14 protein-coding genes are annotated in these 18,091 nt (G+C 34.8%); 7 read left to right on the top strand and 7 right to left on the bottom strand.

Annotated elements, in window-relative coordinates; genetic code table 11:
* Positions 1–99 precede the first annotated feature (99 nt).
* The 4 genes from CGC48_RS08585 to CGC48_RS08600 all read left to right on the top strand — a co-directional run bounded on the left by CGC48_RS08585 (position 100) and on the right by CGC48_RS08600 (position 4,700).
* Positions 100–1,410, top strand: coding sequence for a gliding motility-associated protein GldE (locus CGC48_RS08585; protein ID WP_098029247.1), 1,311 nt, complete (start codon positions 100–102; stop codon positions 1,408–1,410).
* Between the two features lie 19 nt (positions 1,411–1,429).
* Entirely contained in the window at positions 1,430–1,996 is a 567-nt protein-coding gene (gldD, locus tag CGC48_RS08590) for a gliding motility lipoprotein GldD (RefSeq protein WP_098029811.1), read from the top strand.
* Between the two features lie 40 nt (positions 1,997–2,036).
* Entirely contained in the window at positions 2,037–4,226 is a 2,190-nt protein-coding gene (locus tag CGC48_RS08595; protein ID WP_098029248.1) for a glycoside hydrolase family 97 protein, read from the top strand.
* 219 nt (positions 4,227–4,445) lie between these two features.
* Positions 4,446–4,700, top strand: coding sequence for a GlsB/YeaQ/YmgE family stress response membrane protein (locus tag CGC48_RS08600; protein WP_098029249.1), 255 nt, complete (start codon positions 4,446–4,448; stop codon positions 4,698–4,700).
* 95 nt (positions 4,701–4,795) lie between these two features.
* On the opposite strand, the gene CGC48_RS08605 is transcribed toward CGC48_RS08600, so the two are convergent.
* Both CGC48_RS08605 and CGC48_RS08610 read right to left on the bottom strand, forming a co-directional pair.
* A complete protein-coding gene (locus CGC48_RS08605) occupies positions 4,796–7,216 on the bottom strand; it encodes a YfhO family protein (protein ID WP_098029250.1) in 2,421 nt (806 codons plus the stop codon).
* Between the two features lie 85 nt (positions 7,217–7,301).
* Complete coding sequence (locus CGC48_RS08610) at positions 7,302–8,462, bottom strand: THUMP domain-containing class I SAM-dependent RNA methyltransferase (RefSeq protein ID WP_098029251.1); 1,161 nt, start codon at positions 8,460–8,462, stop codon at positions 7,302–7,304.
* Between the two features lie 513 nt (positions 8,463–8,975).
* On the opposite strand from CGC48_RS08610, the gene CGC48_RS08615 reads away from it, so the two are divergent.
* From CGC48_RS08615 to thrA, 3 genes are all read left to right on the top strand, one after another.
* Positions 8,976–10,250, top strand: a complete 1,275-nt coding sequence (locus tag CGC48_RS08615; protein WP_098029252.1) for an O-acetylhomoserine aminocarboxypropyltransferase/cysteine synthase family protein — start codon at positions 8,976–8,978, stop codon at positions 10,248–10,250.
* 127 nt (positions 10,251–10,377) lie between these two features.
* On the top strand, positions 10,378–11,343 hold the full coding sequence (locus CGC48_RS08620; RefSeq protein ID WP_098029253.1) for an alpha/beta fold hydrolase: 966 nt from the start codon (positions 10,378–10,380) through the stop codon (positions 11,341–11,343).
* An 11-nt stretch (positions 11,344–11,354) separates the two neighbouring features.
* Positions 11,355–13,772 (top strand): bifunctional aspartate kinase/homoserine dehydrogenase I, encoded by a 2,418-nt coding sequence (thrA, locus tag CGC48_RS08625; RefSeq protein ID WP_098029254.1) that lies wholly within the window; start codon positions 11,355–11,357, stop codon positions 13,770–13,772.
* Between the two features lie 87 nt (positions 13,773–13,859).
* On the opposite strand, the gene CGC48_RS08630 is transcribed toward thrA, so the two are convergent.
* The 5 genes from CGC48_RS08630 to CGC48_RS08650 all read right to left on the bottom strand — a co-directional run bounded on the left by CGC48_RS08630 (position 13,860) and on the right by CGC48_RS08650 (position 18,054).
* Positions 13,860–14,942, bottom strand: a complete 1,083-nt coding sequence (locus tag CGC48_RS08630) for a bifunctional 3-deoxy-7-phosphoheptulonate synthase/chorismate mutase type II (RefSeq protein ID WP_098029255.1) — start codon at positions 14,940–14,942, stop codon at positions 13,860–13,862.
* An 83-nt stretch (positions 14,943–15,025) separates the two neighbouring features.
* On the bottom strand, positions 15,026–15,865 hold the full coding sequence (locus CGC48_RS08635; protein WP_098029256.1) for a prephenate dehydrogenase: 840 nt from the start codon (positions 15,863–15,865) through the stop codon (positions 15,026–15,028).
* Between the two features lie 37 nt (positions 15,866–15,902).
* On the bottom strand, positions 15,903–16,730 hold the full coding sequence (locus CGC48_RS08640; protein WP_098029257.1) for a prephenate dehydratase: 828 nt from the start codon (positions 16,728–16,730) through the stop codon (positions 15,903–15,905).
* A gap of 310 nt (positions 16,731–17,040) precedes the next feature.
* A complete protein-coding gene (locus CGC48_RS08645; RefSeq protein ID WP_098029258.1) occupies positions 17,041–17,289 on the bottom strand; it encodes a hypothetical protein in 249 nt (82 codons plus the stop codon).
* 72 nt (positions 17,290–17,361) lie between these two features.
* Positions 17,362–18,054 (bottom strand): ComF family protein, encoded by a 693-nt coding sequence (locus tag CGC48_RS08650; protein ID WP_098029259.1) that lies wholly within the window; start codon positions 18,052–18,054, stop codon positions 17,362–17,364.
* Positions 18,055–18,091: the final 37 nt, after the last annotated feature.

The following is an 18,091-nucleotide window of genomic DNA, read 5'->3' on the forward strand; positions in this document are numbered from 1 at the left end:
TTTTTGCTTCAAAAGTTGTTGATGAAGCTAAATATTGTTTAACTAATTTATATAAATTTGGACTTAGAGCCTCCCCTTAATTTATTTTTCACTTTTTTGATGCCCTTTAATCAAATCGTATTGTCACTTGGCGTTATTGATTTTTCGATTATCGTGCAATTTCTTGTTTTTCTGATACTTCTGTATTGTTCTGCCTTAATTTCGGGTTCGGAAGTGGCTCTTTTTTCGCTTTCTCCAACAGAAGTGAATAATGAAAAGGAAAGCAACTCTCCTTCAGGAAAAATCATCACAAAATTGCTTTCTGACCCTAAAAAATTATTAGCGACTATTCTGATAGCTAATAATTTAGTGAATATATCAATAGTTCTTCTTTTTGTGGATTTGGGTGACTTTATATTTGGAAGTATTGAAAGCGAATTGATTAGAGCTATTTTAGATGTAGGGCTTGTTACATTTATGATTTTGCTTTGTGGAGAAATTTTGCCTAAAATATATGCTAATCGCAATAATATTTCGTTTGCAAAAAAAGTAGCTTATCCGCTTTATGTGTTGGACGTGATTTTGACGCCATTAAGCATTCCTATGAAAAATTTCACAAGTTCAATTCAAAAACGATTCGGAAAGAAAACAACAAATTTCTCTGTAGGTCAATTATCTCAAGCTCTGGAGCTTACATCTTCTGATGATACAACACACGAAGAGAAAAAAATATTGGAAAGCATCGTTTCCTTTGGTAATACTGAAACTCGGGAAGTAATGGTGCCTCGCATAGATATTTTTGCTTTAAATGAGGAGATTTCTTACCAAGAAGTTCTCGCAGAAATTGTAAAAATTGGTTATTCTCGCATTCCTGTATACAAAGAAAGTTTAGATAATATTACTGGAATTGTTTACATTAAAGATTTACTTCCGCATTTAGAAAAGGCTGATTTTGATTGGAATAGTGTGAAAAGAAAGGCTTTTTTTGTTCCTGAAAATAAAAAATTAGACGATTTGTTGAGTGAATTTCAGGAGAAGAAAATACATTTGGCAGTGGTTGTCGATGAATATGGAGGAACTCGTGGTATTATCACTTTGGAGGATATTATTGAAGAAATTGTAGGAAATATTAATGACGAATTTGATGATGAAGATGTTACGTATTCAAAAATAGATAATAATACTTTCGTTTTTGAGGGGAAAACCACTTTGAAGGATTTTTATAGAATACTTCAACTAACTGATGAAGAAGAATTTATTTTTGAAGAAAAACGTGGAGAAGCAGAAACTTTGGCGGGATTTTTGTTGGAAGTTTCAGGGAATTTTCCACAGAAAAACATTCCTATTTCTTTTGAAAATTATGTTTTTACGGTGGAAGCTTTTGATAAAAAACGAATCAAACAAATTCGAGTTCGTAAAACAGATAAATAATTTTGTTCTATTCTGGAAAATGAAAAATATTCTATTTATATTATTGATATTCATTGGTTTGTTTCTTAGTTCCTGTGGTGGGGAGGCTTTTCCGAAACCCAAAGCAGCTCTTCGCTTGGAGTATCCAGAGGCTCAATACAAAATGTATTCTGGTAATTCTGATTGCTCCTTTACATTCGATGTGAATTCACTCTCAAACATAAAGCCTAAAGGAAAATCTTGTGACTTAGATATAGAATATCCAAAAATGAAAGCTACTATCTATTTGTCTTACAAGAAAGTAAATAATAATATTCGTAATTTGTTGCGTGATGCACAAAAATTTACATACGACCATACAATCAAGGCGGATAATATAGCCTCGAATGTTTTTGTGAACGATACTACTCGAGTTTATGGAATGTTTTATCAGGTTTACGGAAATGCGGCTTCCCAAGCTCAGTTTTATGTAACGGATAGTGTTTCAAATTTTATTTCAGGTTCGGTTTACTTTAAAGTCATACCCAATTATGATTCTATTCAACCAGCCAGTAATTATTTGGAAAAAGATGTCCGTCGAATTATGGAAAGTCTGAGATGGAATTAATTCAATTTTTGTTTTTGAGAAATATATAAAAATAGTATTTATGAAAAAATTATCCATTATTTTGGCGTTAATTACAACGATGTCAATTAATGCACAACAATCTTTAAAATCTCCTGACGGAAATTTGCTTCTGAATTTTTCCGTTCAAGGAGGAAAGCCTCAATATTCTCTTAATTACAAAGGGAAGGAAGTTATTAAACCAAGTTTTTTGGGATTAGAACTCAAGGGAGAGAATAAAATGGAGTTCGGTACAGAAATCAACAGAAATGATAACAATGCCGAAAATTCATTGTATGATAACTTTAAGTTGGTTTCAAGCAATACTTCTACTTTTGATGAAACTTGGGTGCCTGTTTGGGGTGAAGAAAAACAGATTCGTAATCATTATAATGAATTAGAAGTTTCTTTGAATCAGGAGGTTATAGATAGGAAATTGATTATTCGTTTTCGTTTGTTTAATGATGGATTGGGATTTCGGTATGAATTTCCTGAGCAAAAAAATCTAATTTATTTTGTTATTAAGGAAGAAAAAACGCAATTTGCGATGTCTGAAGACCTAACTGCTTTCTGGCTGGCAGGTGATTACGATACGCAGGAGTATGATTATACTACTTCTAAGTTGTCGGAAATCAGAGGTTTGCATAAAACTGCAGTGACTTCAAATGCTTCACAAAAAGTATTCTCCGAAACAGGTGTGCAAACTCCATTGATGCTGAAATCAAATCAAGGAAAATTGTACATTAATATTCACGAAGCAGCGTTGATTGATTATTCAGCTATGAATTTGGATTTAGATGACTCTAATTTTGTATTTCAAACTTGGCTTACACCTGATGCACAAGGAAATAAAGGGTATATTCAAGCTCCTTCTCAATCGCCTTGGAGAACAATTGTGGTAAGTGATGATGCACGTAATATATTGGCTTCTAAACTTATTTTGAATTTGAATGAACCTTGTGCAATTGAGGACACTTCTTGGATAAAGCCCGTTAAATATATGGGAGTTTGGTGGGAGATGATTACAGGAAAAAGTTCTTGGGCATATGCCGACGTGCCAAGTGTGCAGTTGGGAGTTACTGATTTTTCAAAATTAAAACCTAATGGAAAACACGCAGCTAATAATGAGAATGTAAAAAAATATATTGATTTTGCTTCAAAACACGGATTTGACCAGTTGTTGGTAGAAGGTTGGAACGTAGGTTGGGAAGATTGGTTTGGAAAGTCAAAAGATTATGTGTTTGATTTTGTAACTCCTTATCCTGATTTTGATGTAAAAATGTTAAATGAATACGCTCGAAGTAAAAATATGAGACTACAAATGCATCACGAAACTTCGAGTTCTATCCGAAATTATGAACGTCATTTGGATAAAGCCTATCAATTTATGGTAGATAATGGTTATAATTCTGTGAAAAGTGGTTATGTAGGTGATATTATTCCTCGTGGAGAACATCATTATGGGCAATGGATGGTAAATCACTATTTGTACGCCATTAAAAAAGCTGCTGAATACAAAATTATGGTCAATGCTCACGAATCAGTTCATATGACAGGATTACACAGAACCTATCCTAATCTATTAGCACAAGAATCGGCTCGTGGTACTGAATTTCAAGCCTTTGGAGGAAGTAAGCCTAATCATACTACCATTTTGCCTTTTACTCGATTGATGGGAGGTCCTATGGATTATACACCTGGTATTTTTGAAATGCAAATCAGTAAATTAAATCCAGAAAATAATTCGCACGTAAATACAACTTTATGTAACCAATTGGCTTTGTATGTAACAATGTACAGCCCTTTGCAAATGGCAGCAGATTTGCCTGAAAATTATGAACGTTTTTTAGATGCTTTCCAATTTATTAAAGACGTTGCAGTGGATTGGGATAGAAGTATTTACTTAGAAGCTGAACCAGGAAAATACATCACTGTTGCCCGAAAAGCAAAAGGTACAAATAATTGGTTTGTTGGAAATGTGGCAGGTTATGAGCGTTTTAATTCAAAAATAAAATTAGACTTTTTGGATTCAAATAAACAATATATTGCTACTATCTATAGTGATGCTCATAATGCAGACTATAAAACCAATCCACAAGCGTATACCATCCGTAAAGGAATTGTTACATCAAAAACGAAGTTAAATCTCACTTCTGTTCCAGCAGGAGGATATGCAATTAGTATCACTGAAGTAACTGATAAAAGTCAGTTGAAAGGGCTAAAAAAAATGTAATTTGCTTTGTAACTGCAATTTATAATTTTAAGAATGATTTTAGATTCAAAAGATATTGATTTTCAGTGTCTTTGTTTCTAAAATCATTTTTTATTGGAAGATAAGTAGTTGCCTAAAATTGACTTTTTTTACTGTTTTTAAATTGTTTTTTGTAATAAAATTTGTGTATTTCAATCATTTTTTTTATATTTGTAAAAATTAATAAAAAAAATAAAATTTATGGGCATTATTGCAACACTTGTTATTGGAGCCATCGCAGGATGGTTGGGAGGTACTATCTATAAGGGTAGTGGATTAGGACTTATCGGGAATATCATCGTTGGTATTCTTGGAAGTAGTGTAGGTTCTTGGCTTCTAGGAGGTGTATTTAACATTTCGCTCGGAGAGGGATGGATTGGTTCTATCTTAACAGGAGCTATCGGGGCTATTATTATCTTATTTTTAATAAATTTGATATTTAAAAAGAAGAAATAATTAGGAATTTATATTTGATATAAAGAGCGGATATTTTTAATATCCGCTCTTTATTTTTTATACTGAGGGTAAATAGAATGTGTACTCTTAATGATTTATTTCAAATTTTCCTTTTTTGCTTTAATTTCCCAAACAAGACCTCCTAAAAGTAGTAAAACGAGCAAAATATTTCCGATTAGTGAAATTTTACTTCCTGTTTTAACCACTTCAGGTTCAAATTCAAAAACAATTATATGTTTTCCGGCAGGAATAGGCATTCCACGCAATAGGTAATTTACGCGATAGTATTCGCTCTCTTTCCCGTCAATAGTTGCTTTCCAACCGTGAGGATAGTGCATTTCCGAGAAAACAGCAAATCCTGAGTTTTTGTTATCACTTTCATAAACCAATTTGTTTGGCTGATAGCTCTTTAGTGAAATTGTGGCTGTGCTATCAGTTACAAATTCAGGTTTTGTTTTGAAAGAAGATTCAACGTTGTCATCAGTCAAAATGATAGCCTCTTCTTTAGGATTAAATTTAGTGAGATTTGCCATCATTTCGTCATTAGTTTTGACAGTTTTCAACTTAGAGACAAACCAAGCATTTCCTAAAGCATCTTCATTTTGCATCGGACGTGTTTGTCCCTTTTCGTCTTTAAGCAATACATATTTTACATTGAGCATATTAAGAACTTCCATATTTCCTTTAGAAATCTGATAGTCAAAAAGTTCTTGCAATCTTTTCGGCTTGGCTGCGTGATATCCTCCGATAGAATGATGAAAATACGAAGTTCTGGCTCCATTAATGCCTACTTCGGGCTCGTAGACTCGGTAATAAGTTTCATCTTCAAGTATTTGAGTGTCTGCTTGTGTGGCTTGGAAAGGTTGAAGCATTTGTCGAGCTTGAACAAAATCGGAACTATTCACATATCGATTTGCGACTCCTCCCAAATCCAGAATGATGAGAAGCAGCAAAGTGAGTTGCATTCCCCATTTTGGTATTTTCGAATTTTGATATAAAAATAATGCTAATGCAGTTAATAAAATGAAGAAGAGAGTTCTTAAAATATCTGATGTATAGATAGCTTGACGGTCTTCCACAATCATTGCCATAACTTCTTTTCCGTAGTATTTTTCATAAATAGCGTCTGTCGTGGCTGTAAAATCGAAAAATCCTTTTGCTAAAAAAAGTAGTAATAAAATTCCCAAAGAAATATACAATGAATAAAGTAGAGGCTTTTTATTTTCTTCAGCCGTATTTTTTAAAAATTGATACAAACCGAGCATTGCCAAAATTGGTACACATAATTCTAAAATTACTTGAATGGACGATACCGCACGGAATTTATCATATAAAGGAAAATAATCAATCATAAAATTGGTTAAGAAACCGAAATTTTTTCCCCACGAAAGCAATAATGCCATAATAGTTCCACCCAAAAGCCACCATTTTTTGTGGTCTTTTACCAAAAATAAAGACAACACAAAAAGGAAAAAAATAACCGCTCCGATATAAGCAGGAGCAGCAACTATGGGTTGGCTACCCCAATAGGTAGGAAGTGCATTGGCAAAATCAAGAGCTTGTGAAGAAGGTACTCCTTGTTTACTTAAAAATTGATAGGTGTGTGAACTTTCTCCCAGAACCTCATTGTTAGAACCTCCAAATAATCTCGGAACAATTAAATTGAGTGATTCTGCAATTCCGTAGCTATATTCGGTTATGTATTCTTTTGATAATCCGCTATTTGCTTTAGGGTTTCCATCAGGGGTGATTGTTAGTTCAGATTTTCCTCTTGTACTCCATTGAGCATATTCTTGTGTAGCCAATAAAGAAGTAGCATTGGAAAGTAGGCTCAGAATTACTGCGACTAAGAGTACGCCTGATGATTTTAAAAAGTGAGGAATAGTTCTGTTTTTTATTGATTTATGTAGCATAAATCCGCCTAAAATAAGCACTAAAAGCATCAGATAATACGTCATCTGGAAGTGGTTGGCGTTAATTTCAAGAGCCAGAGCCAGAGCCGTGAGTAACCCTCCCCAGAAATATTTTTTGTTGAAAACGAGTAAAATACCTGCTAAAATAGGTGCAAAATAGCCAACTGCGTGTGCTTTGGCGTTATGCCCAACACCCAGAATAATAATTAGATAGGTAGAAAAACCAAAAGCAACGGCACCTAAAAAGGCAGTTCTTATATCAACTTTTAGAGTTAATAACAAAATGTAAAATCCTATGAAATAAAGGAATAAATAATCAGCTGGACGAGGTAAAAAACGAATGGATTTATCTACTTTTTTGATAAAGTCATACGGATAATTTGCTCCAAGCTGATATGTTGGCATTCCGCCGAAAGCACTATTTGTCCAGTATGATTCTTCTTTCTCGGAAGCTCGAAAATCATTACGTTCCTTTGCCATTCCCGTGTATTGTACAATATCACTTTGGAAGATGGCTTTTCCTTGTAAAACAGGATAAAAGAAAGCTAACGAAATAACAATAAATAGCCCAATGGCTACGAAATGAGGTATTAATTTCTTCATTTTTAAAAACTTTACCCTGCGAAAGTAATTAAAAAAAAGGAATCCTAAAAATTATTCTTTAGGATTCCAGAAAGTTCGTTTTATTTTACTGATTGTATTTTCCTTTTTTGCTTCCTTCGTACATTTTGTAGTTTAGGAGTCGGCTTTCTAATTTTCCATTGAATAATTTGATTTTCCTCGAAGGACGAAGTCCCACATATTTTAAAGATTCCAAGTTGGAAGTGATAAACCAAGCATCTGTATTTGGATAATTGTTTTTCAATGTATTACCGACAGATTTGTAAAATTTTGGAATATCAATTTGCAGTCGTTCATTATATGGTGGATTGAAAACCATATGCAAAGGAGAATTTTTGTTTTCTTTCTCGCTTTCAAAGAAATTTTTTTGTTTTACTTCAATATAGTCGGAAAGATTAGCGTTTTTTAGATTTTCCTTAGCTTTAGTCACTGCCGATGGAGCTTTGTCGTAACCCACAATAGAATGATGAAATTCACGAGTTTTTTTCAAACAGCTATCGAAAATTGTTTCAAACAAATCAGCATCGAAATCGTTCCATTTTTCAAAAGCAAATTCTTTACGATGAATATTTGCAGGAATGTTACAGGCAATCATTGCTGCTTCTATAAGAAAAGTACCACTCCCACACATCGGGTCGAGAAAGTCCGACTGACCATTCCAACCACTCAATAACAAAATACCTGCTGCCAACACTTCGTTGATAGGAGCAATGTTGGTGGCTGACCGATATCCTCTGTGATGTAATGAAGCTCCAGAGCTATCTAAAGAGACGATGACCTCATTTTTTTGGACGTGAATATGTAGTTGTAAATCAGGGTGTAGTGTATCCACATTAGGGCGTTTTCCTGTTGTGTTTCGAAATCTATCCACAATAGCATCTTTGGCACGTAAGGCTACATATTGTGAATGATTGAAAAGTTCTGTTTGCAGAGTTACAGAAATAGCAAAAGTTTGTTTTACATCAAAATATTTTTCCCACTGAAAATCATATAATTTTTGATAATAATCTTTTTCATTGCGAACGAAAAATTTATGAATTGGTTTTAGAATTTTTAACGCAGTTCGTAAACAAAGGTTTGCCTTGTACATAAAGCCTTTATCTCCTTCAAACGAAACATTTCTTACGCCTTTTTGTACATTTATAGCACCTAATTTTAGTAGTTCAGTAGCTAAAATGTCTTCAAAACCAAAAAAGGTTTTAGCTAACATTGGATAGTTTTTTTCCATAAGAATACAAATATGAGCGCAAAGATAAGTTAAAAAATTAATTGAGATACTTGGTGGGATATAATCTGTACAACGAATGTACATTTTTTGATACAAATATGCCGAAACTTAAAAGATATGAAGTGTCAGAATATTTTTTATAACTTCAGACTACAAAACAATTAATGTAAGTTTATCAAATTGATTTTTTAGCTGTGTGTTCAGGCGTATAGTTATTTTTTTAATTATGTTCTATTTGCAATAAAAATAACTTTAAAAAGTAAAAAATATAGAATTATTTTTTGTTTGATGCAAAAAAGTGTTTATATTTGCACCGTTAAAAACTGATGTAATGAAAAAATATACTTTTAAAATGATATCTATGATGATGTGCGGAGAAAATTCGGCAGAGCTATTCGTTTTGTAAAGTGAAATATAAAACTTGAATAAAACCTCTGCTTATGTAGAGGTTTTTTTGTATCAAAGAAATAAAAAAATCTTAGTTAATTATAAATTGTAAAAAAAGAAGAAATTATGAGTAAATTTAAACCAGCTACACAGGCACTACACGCAGGATATGATGTTAAACAACACGGTGGAAACAGAGCTATCCCGATTTATCAAACCGTTTCGTATGTTTTTGAAAATAGTGATCAAGCTGCTGCCCGATTCAACCTTTCGGAAAGCGGATACATCTACACCCGATTGAACAATCCTACTAACGATATTTTGGAACAACGTTTGGCAGCCTTAGAAGGCGGTGTTGGGGCGGTAGTTACCGCATCAGGAACGGCGGCTCTTTCTACCACATTTTTGACTCTATTACGGGCAGGTGACCATATTGTTTCGTCCAATAGTTTATACGGAGGAACCTACAATTTGTTGAATGTTACGTTGCCACGATTGGGTATCACAACTACTTTTGTTGACCCACAAAATCCGCAAAATTTTGAAAAAGCGATTCAAGAAAATACCAAATGTATTTTTATCGAAACTTTAGGCAACCCAAAATTAGATGTGCTTGATATTGAAGCTATTGCCAAAGTAGCACAAAAGCATAATATTCCGCTAATTGCTGATAATACAGTAGCATCTCCTGCTTTACTTAATCCGATTAAATATGGAGCGAATATTGTAATTCATTCATTAACAAAGTATATCGCTGGAAATGGAACAGCACTCGGAGGGGCTATCATTGATGGTGGAAATTTTGATTGGAGTAGCGGAAAATTTCCTGAATTCACTGAACCTTCAGCTGGTTATCACGGATTAGTTTTGCACGAAGCCTTAGGAAACTTGGCTTTCATCGCTAAGGTGAGAATTGAGGGGCTTCGCGATTTTGGAGCTGCACTTAGCCCGTTTAACGCTTTTCAAATTCTTCAAGGTTTGGAAACGCTGGAAATCAGAATAAAACGACATAGCGAAAATACTTTAGCTTTGGCAAAATGGCTTTCACAGCAACCCGAAGTAGCTTGGGTAAATTATCCAGGTTTGGAAAATAGTTCATATAAATCTTTAGCGGACAAGTATTTACCTAACGGACAAAGTGGTTTGCTAACTTTTGGATTGAAATCAGGGTATGAAGGAGCGAAAAAAGCGGTGGATAATGTTAAAATCATTTCTCTTTTGGCGAATTTAGGTGATACCAAATCGCTGATAATTCATCCTGCAAGTACTACACATCAGCAACTTAGCGAAGAATCACAACGATTAACGGGAGTAACCCCTGATTTGATTCGTCTTTCTGTAGGTTTGGAAGATATCGAAGATTTAAAAGCTGATTTAAAGGCTGCTTTCACAAGTAATTAGTGTTAGTTGTTGGTTATCAGTTGTATTTCTGATGTCAAAATATAGATTTTTTGTTTGAAAGTTTTGTAACTGCCAGAAATTCAGTTGAAAAAGTATCCATTAGTGTATGAAATCTAAAAATTAAAAAATGTCAAGCCTTCCTTACATAGAAATATCGAATTTTGAAACGCTTTCGGGAGGAAAATATCCAAAAATTCACTTGCAGTATCAAGTTTTTGGAAAAAAATTAGGAGATGTCCCTCTAATAGTAGTCAATCACGCACTTACAGGAAATTCGCAAGTTACGGGCGAAAATGGTTGGTGGAATGAAGCCGTAGGCAAGGGGAGACCTATTGATACTGAGCAGTATAGTGTTTTGGTTTTTGATATTCCAGGTAACGGGTATAAAAATTCATTTTTTATTGAAAATCCAAAAGAGTGGATAGCACGTGATGTGGCTCGGCTTTTTTTGCTGGGACTTAAAGCGTTGCATATTGAACAAGTTTTTGCTCTTGTCGGGAATTCAGTGGGTGGAGGTATCGCTTGGGAAATGATTGCCCTTGCCCCCAATTTGTTCAGTCATTTGATAGCAGTAGCAACCGACTGGAAATCATCGGATTGGATTATTGCAAATAGTCTCATTCAGGAGTCTATTTTACAAAATTCAGCCAACCCACTGCACGACGCTCGTTTACACGCAATGCTTTGTTATCGTTCTCCTCAATCCTTCAAAATGAAGTTTGAACGCAGTTTTAATCTTGAGAAACTACCGCTTCGTAATGTAGAAACTTGGCTTTTGCATCACGGCGAAAAATTGGAAAAACGTTTCACATTTTCCGCCTATAAGCTTATGAATCAGCTGGTAAAAACAATTGATATTGCTGAAGGAAGAACGAGTTTTGAAAGTGCAATGAAAGACGTTCAGACAGAAATTCACATCATTGGCACAAATTCAGATTTGTACTTTGTTCCTGAGGAAAATCGGCAGACTTACGCTGTTTTACAGAAAATGGGTAAGAAAGCCACCTATCACGAAATCGATTCCATTCACGGACACGATGCGTTTTTGATTGAATATCAGCAGTTAGATGAAATTTTAAGAACTATAATTTAAGAATCAATACAATGAAAATATTAAAATTTGGAGGAAAATCATTGGCTAACGGCAAGGGGCTGGAAACCGTGCTTGAAATCGTCGAACAAAAAATAAACAAAGGCGAACATATCGCTTTGGTAGTTTCAGCACGAGGAAATGCCACAGATGATTTGTTAGCGATATTGGAAAAAGCCACCTCAGGAGAGTCATATCTTCCTATTTTTGAAGATTTTAAAACCTATCAAAAAGCCTATGATTTGGATTTTCCAGAGGAGTTCGCCTTACTTGAAAAACTTTTTGAAGGGGTGTCACTTTTAGGAGATTACAGCGATAAAATCAAAGACCAAATCGTGGCTCAAGGCGAAATCATTTCGGCAAAATTGGTTACTTATCTTCTTGAAAAAAGAGGAATTAACGCTGTTTTTTTAGATAGTAGAAAACTTCTGGTAAGCGATGACCATTTTGGAAATGCCCAAGTAAAGGAGGCAATTTCTCAGCAGAAAACCCAAACTTTTTTTGAGCAACTTCCTAAGAGGGTAGTAGCGGTAGTCACTGGATTTATCGCAGCAACCGAAAAAGGCGAAACCACTACTTTAGGACGTAACGGAAGCAATTATTCAGCGGCTTTATTTGCGAATTTTCTCCAAGCGGAAGAATTACAGAACTTTACACACGTGAATGGGATATATACGGCTAATCCTGATTGGGTTTCGGAGGCTCAAATCATTCGTCATTTATCCTATCAGGAAGCTAATGAATTGGCAAATTTTGGTGCCACGATTCTACACGCCAAAACAATTATTCCGTTGATTTCCAAAGATATTTCACTTCGTATTCTCAACACGTTTAATGCCAATGATGCTGGAACATTGATTCATTCGCAAACTGCTGAAAAGGGTATACGTTCGTTATCGGTTTTGGAAGGAAATGCGTTGATAATTCTCGAAGGAAGAGGATTGCTGGGACAGGTTGGGGTTGATGCTCGGATTTTCAGAGCTTTAGCACAACGCAATATCAGTGTGAGCATCATTTCTCAGGGTTCGTCGGAGCGTGGAATTGGTTTTTTGGTAGCAAATCAAGATGCTGAAAAAGCTAAAAAAGCTTTGGAGGAAGAGTTTGAGTCCGACTTTTATACCAAAGACGTAAGTGAAGTTTCTGTGGTGAAAAATGTGGGAGTAATTTCTATCGTGGGGCAAGATATGGCAACTTTTCATAAGCCTTACAATGCGTTGATTCGCAATCAAATAACCCCACTCCTAATCAATAATGCCGTCACTGGAAATAATGTGAGCGTGGTAGTGTATAACCATCAGTTACAGAAGGCTTTAAATGTTATCCACGGCGAAATTTTTTCAATTTCAAAACGAGTGAATTTGGTAATTTTCGGAAGAGGAACCGTAGGCGGAACACTTGTGAAGCAAATATTTGACGCTCAAGAGTCTATATTGTCAAGAAAGAACATTAGTTTGCGAATTGTTGCGGTAGCAAATTCGAGCAAATGTCTTTTCAATCCGAAGGGAATTACTTCTGATGTATATCAAAATTTTGAAACTCTCGGTAAACAATATCAACTGGAAGACATCTTCAATTTTGTTAAAAAACATCATCTTGAAAATTTGATTGCAGTAGATGCAACTGCAAGTAAAACATTTGTAGAAAATTATATTCCGCTCATTGAGAATGGATTTGACTTAGTTTCAGCAAATAAAATAGCCAATACGGTTTCGTATGATTTCTATCAGAAATTAAGACAAGTACTTAAAGATAATCAAAAGCAATACTTGTATGAAACCAATGTTGGAGCAGGGCTTCCGTTGATTGACACCATTAAATTACTACACCTCTCAGGAGAAAACATTACACGTATTAAAGGGATATTTTCTGGAACGCTTAGCTATCTGTTCAATACATTTTCGGACAGCGACCAACCTTTCAGTCAGGTGCTTCAAACCGCCATCGATAGTGGCTATACCGAGCCTGACCCACGTGAAGACCTTTGCGGAAATGATGTTGGACGAAAATTACTTATTCTGGCACGTGAACTGGATTTGGAGAATGAATTTGATGAAATAGCTATCCAAAATTTAATTCCTGAGCATTTACGTCAAGGAAGTGTAGCCGATTTTTTATCTCGGTTGAATGAATTTGATGTTGAATTTCAGAATGTTAAACAGAATCAAGAACCTAATCACGTTTTGAGATATGTGGGTGACCTGCACGGAAATTTAAGTCAAACTCAAACTTCTCGTCTTGAAGTGAAGTTAGTTTCCGTTCCGAAAGAAAGTGCGTTGGGGCAGGTAAAGGGAGCCGATTCTATTTTTGAGATTTATACCGAATCATACGGAAATCACCCTATTGTAATTCAAGGAGCTGGAGCTGGAGCCGCCGTAACAGCACGAGGCATATTCGGAGATATATTACGACTGGTGGAAAGAGATAGAAATTAGAAGAAAATGTATTATAAAAAAACAAACTGCTTGAAAATACATATTTCAAGCAGTTTGTTTATGATAGAGTCAGATTACGAAAATAACTTACCCTTTTATAATTCTCTCTTGTCGGTTGATAGATTCTTGATGGATAGCTTTGAACAGATGTGTTATGAATTCTTCACTGAGTCCGCGTTGTTGTCCTTCCAAAATCATTTTTCCTAAAAGGGCATACCAACGTGAATTTTGAAGTACAGCAACGTTCTTCTCTTTTTTAAGTTTCCCAATATTGTCCGAAGCGGTCATTCTCTTTTTTAGTAAATCAAGAAGTTGGTCGTCCAAAACATCGATTTTTGAACGCAATTCGCTTAGCTGACTTTGGTAATCTTCTTCCGAGGTGGTTTGTTTACGAATTCGTAAATCTTTCATTATCTGAACCAAAGTTTCGGGGGTAACTTGCTGAGCAGCATCGCTCCACGCTTGGTCCGGCGAAATATGCGTTTCAATCATTAAGCCGTCAAAATTCAGGTCAAGGGCGGTTTGTGAAACGTCAAAAATCATATTACGTTTGCCTGTAATGTGTGAAGGGTCGCAGATGAGCGGTAATTCTGGAAATTTATTTTGAAGTTCGATAACTAACTGCCATTCAGGAATATTTCGGTATTTTGTTTTTTCATAAGTAGAAAAACCACGATGAATGACGCCCAGATTTTTGATTCCCGCTCGTTGCAGACGCTCCAAAGCTCCAATCCAAAGTGGTAAATCAGGGTTTACAGGATTTTTTACCAAAACGATTTTATCGGTATTTTCCAATTCGTCGGCAATTTCCTGAATAATAAACGGACTTACAGTAGAACGGGCTCCAATCCAAAGCATATCAATGTCGTGTTCTAACGCTAATTTTACGTGGTCTTTGTTGGCGACTTCGGTGGCAACTTTCATTCCTGTTTCTTCCTTTACGCGTTGTAACCACTTCAAACCCAAAGCTCCCACACCTTCAAACATTCCTGGACGTGTACGAGGTTTCCAGATTCCTGCCCGAAAATAATTCACATCGGTATCTTTCAATTGATGGGCAATTTTTAATACTTGTTCTTCGGTTTCGGCACTGCAAGGACCTGCAATCACCAGAGGATGTGATAATTGCAAATCAGTTAACCATTTTTTATTTTCTGCTGTTATTTCCATAGGTTTCAAATATATTGTTATTTTTTGAATATTTGTTTTATAGCTTGAAATTCAGTTATTTATGGGTGAAATAAAAGAAAAATCTATTTTAAAATTTTCTTGATATAATTGATTTCTTTGATTGTTTTTCGGATTTTTTTGTCTTCTTGGTTTTGAATAAGCGTTCTGAATTCTTCTAAATTTTTGATGTATTCATCAAGGGATTTTAGTACGTTCTCTCTGTTTTCCAGAAAGATAGGACACCACATTGCGGCATCGCTCTTGGCTAATCTTACGGTGGAGGCAAATCCTGTACTTGCCAAATCGAAAATGTTTTGTTCGTCTTTTTCTATTTCCAGAACGGTTTTTCCAAGCATAAACGAACTCACGTGTGATAGGTGCGACACGTAAGCCGTGTGGCGGTCGTGGGCTTCGGGCGATAGTATTTTGATTCGCATATTCAGCTTTTGAGCGAATTCAATTGCCTTTTCTACCAGATGTTTATCGCTTTTTTCTGTCTCACAAAAAACCATCACTTTGTGGTCAAACAGATTGTAAATTGCTGCTTCTGGACCTGAAAATTCTGTTCCTGCCATTGGATGACTTGCTACAAAATTTTTTCTGTTTGGGTGATTCTCAACAGATTTGCAAATACTTCCTTTTACTGACCCCATATCCATAACTACGGTCTGTTCTCCTGCGTAATTGAGGGCTTTTTGTAATACTTTGGGGATAATATCTACTGGCACAGCCACAATTGCCATATCCGCATTTGTGATGTGGTTGTAATCGACTATTTTATCTATGATGTTCAAAGCCAATGCTTTTTGTGCATTTTCGGCGTTGGCATCAATTCCCCAAATTTGGTATCCGCAACGTTTGCGAAGTTCAAGAGCCATTGACCCTCCGATAAGTCCTAAACCGATAATGACTGCTGTTTTCATATTTTGTAAATGGGTTGATTTTTCTACTTAAAATGAATTATATCAATGCATTTTTATAAATTCCTAAAACTTTAAAATCCTCTGCCATAATGGATAATAATTTCTGTGCTTTTTCAAAATCTTCATAATTTTCAAATACAATATCCACAAAAAAGGCGTATTTCCAAGGAGTTTCAATCACAGGAAGTGACTGAATTTTAGTCATATTGATTCGGCAATCGCTGATTACATTCAGAACGGTGGCGAGGCTTCCGCGTTTGTGGTGTACTTGAAATTTTAGAGAGGCTTTATTAACCTGATTTCGGTCGATTTTTTCCTCTTTTGTGGTCAGTATTACAAAGCGAGTGGCATTGACTTTCATCGTTTGGATACTATGGCGAATAATGTTCAAATTATACAATTCTGCTGCTGATTTTGAGCCGATTGCACCAATTCCTAAAAGTTGTTTTTGATGAATACGTTGGGCAGTACTTGCCGTATCAGTATCTTCAACCAATTTGATATGTGGGTAATTTTCAAAGAATTGTTTGCATTGTAGTAGAGCCATCGGGTGAGAGTGAACTTCTTTAAGGTCATTGAGGTCTTGCCCTGAAAGAGCCATCAAATTTTGCTGAATATCAATGTAATGCTCTCCAATAATATTGAGCTTCAATCGGTCAATGAGAGCATAATTAGGCAAAATGGAACCTGCTATGCTATTTTCGATAGCCATTACCCCCAAATCGGCTTCATTCTTAAGCAAACTTTGGGCTACTTTGTCAAAGGAGTTGCATTCAATAATCGTAATTTGATTGCCGAAATATTCCTGAGCAGCCTGATAATGAAACGACCCTTTTATTCCTTGAATTGCTATTTTTTGTTGCATATCTTAGTTGATGCTATCAAAACATAAAAAAAGCCCCGCTATTACCCGAGACTTTTCATTGTTTAACCTTAAAATTTATTTATATTACTATATTTACACAAAGCCTCGATTTTTATTTAGAAAAATAAAATAATAAAAACCGAAATATGTGTTGTTAATTGTCATTAAATTTGATATAAATGTTCCGCAAAGGTAAGAATTAAATTGTAAAACCAAAGTTTTTTAAAAAAAATATTAGATGTTAATGCAAAAAAGAATCTCGGCTACTTGCTGAGATTCCTTCATTAAATTTAAAAAATAAATGGAAAAGTTATTTTTTCTCTTTTTTATTTTTCTTACAACAAGATTTTTTACTTTCTTTTGAGCAAGATTTTTCGTCTTTGCTACATTCTTTTTTACCTTCCTTATTTTTGCAGCAAGATTTTTTCTCCTTTTCTTGTTTTATCCCGTCTTTCTCTTGTACAATTTGTACTTCTTGATTGAAACTTATCACTTGAGCATTTGCATTGAAAGCAAACATCAAAAAGGCAACCGCCATCATTTTTAAAGAGTTCTTCATCTTTTTTAAAATTAAATTAATATCAAAATTACCTATTATCTTTTTACTTAGATTTTATTTTTACTAAAAGGTTTAATTGTGTAATAAAGAATAAGCCATTGTTGCTAAGCCAATTTTTACATTTTTTATTTTAACTAATTGATTATAACAACTTTCAATGGTTGCTCCTGTGGTAATCAAATCATCTACGAGTAAGATGTTTTTTCCTTCTAGTTTTTGTGCATTTTGTATAGCAAAAATATCTTTACTATCATTAAAACGGGACCATAAATCTTTCTTAGTTTGTGTGGTGTTTGTTTTAATCTTTACAAGTACATCATCAACATATTCCACCCGCAAAATTCGAGCCAAAGTTTTTCCAAAGAGAGCAACTTGATTGTATCCACGTTTATTTAACTTGCTTTTATGTAGAGGGACAGGAACAACAACGTTGGCCTTTTGGAAATCTGGTATGTTTTTTATTTTTTCGCCGAGCCAATTTCCCAACCAAGTGCCAATTTCTTCTTTACCTTTGTATTTTAATTGATGGATTAAATTCTGTACGACGCTATCCTTGTGAAAATAGAAAAGTGAGGTAGCACAAAACAAATCACACTGACCGTAAAGGCGTTTCGTTATTCGATTCTCTTTTTGTAAATGCATCTGTGTTTCAATAAGTTCTCCTCTACAAGAAATGCATAAAAAAGATTCTTTACGATTCAATATACAGCCACATCCGATGCAATAGTCTGGCAATATTACGGAAAGTAAATCTGAAAAAATCATAGTAAATGATTTATTTTCAGCCAAAGGTAGATATTTT

It is taken from the genome of Capnocytophaga cynodegmi (assembly GCF_002302475.1).
Classification (GTDB): domain Bacteria; phylum Bacteroidota; class Bacteroidia; order Flavobacteriales; family Flavobacteriaceae; genus Capnocytophaga; species Capnocytophaga cynodegmi.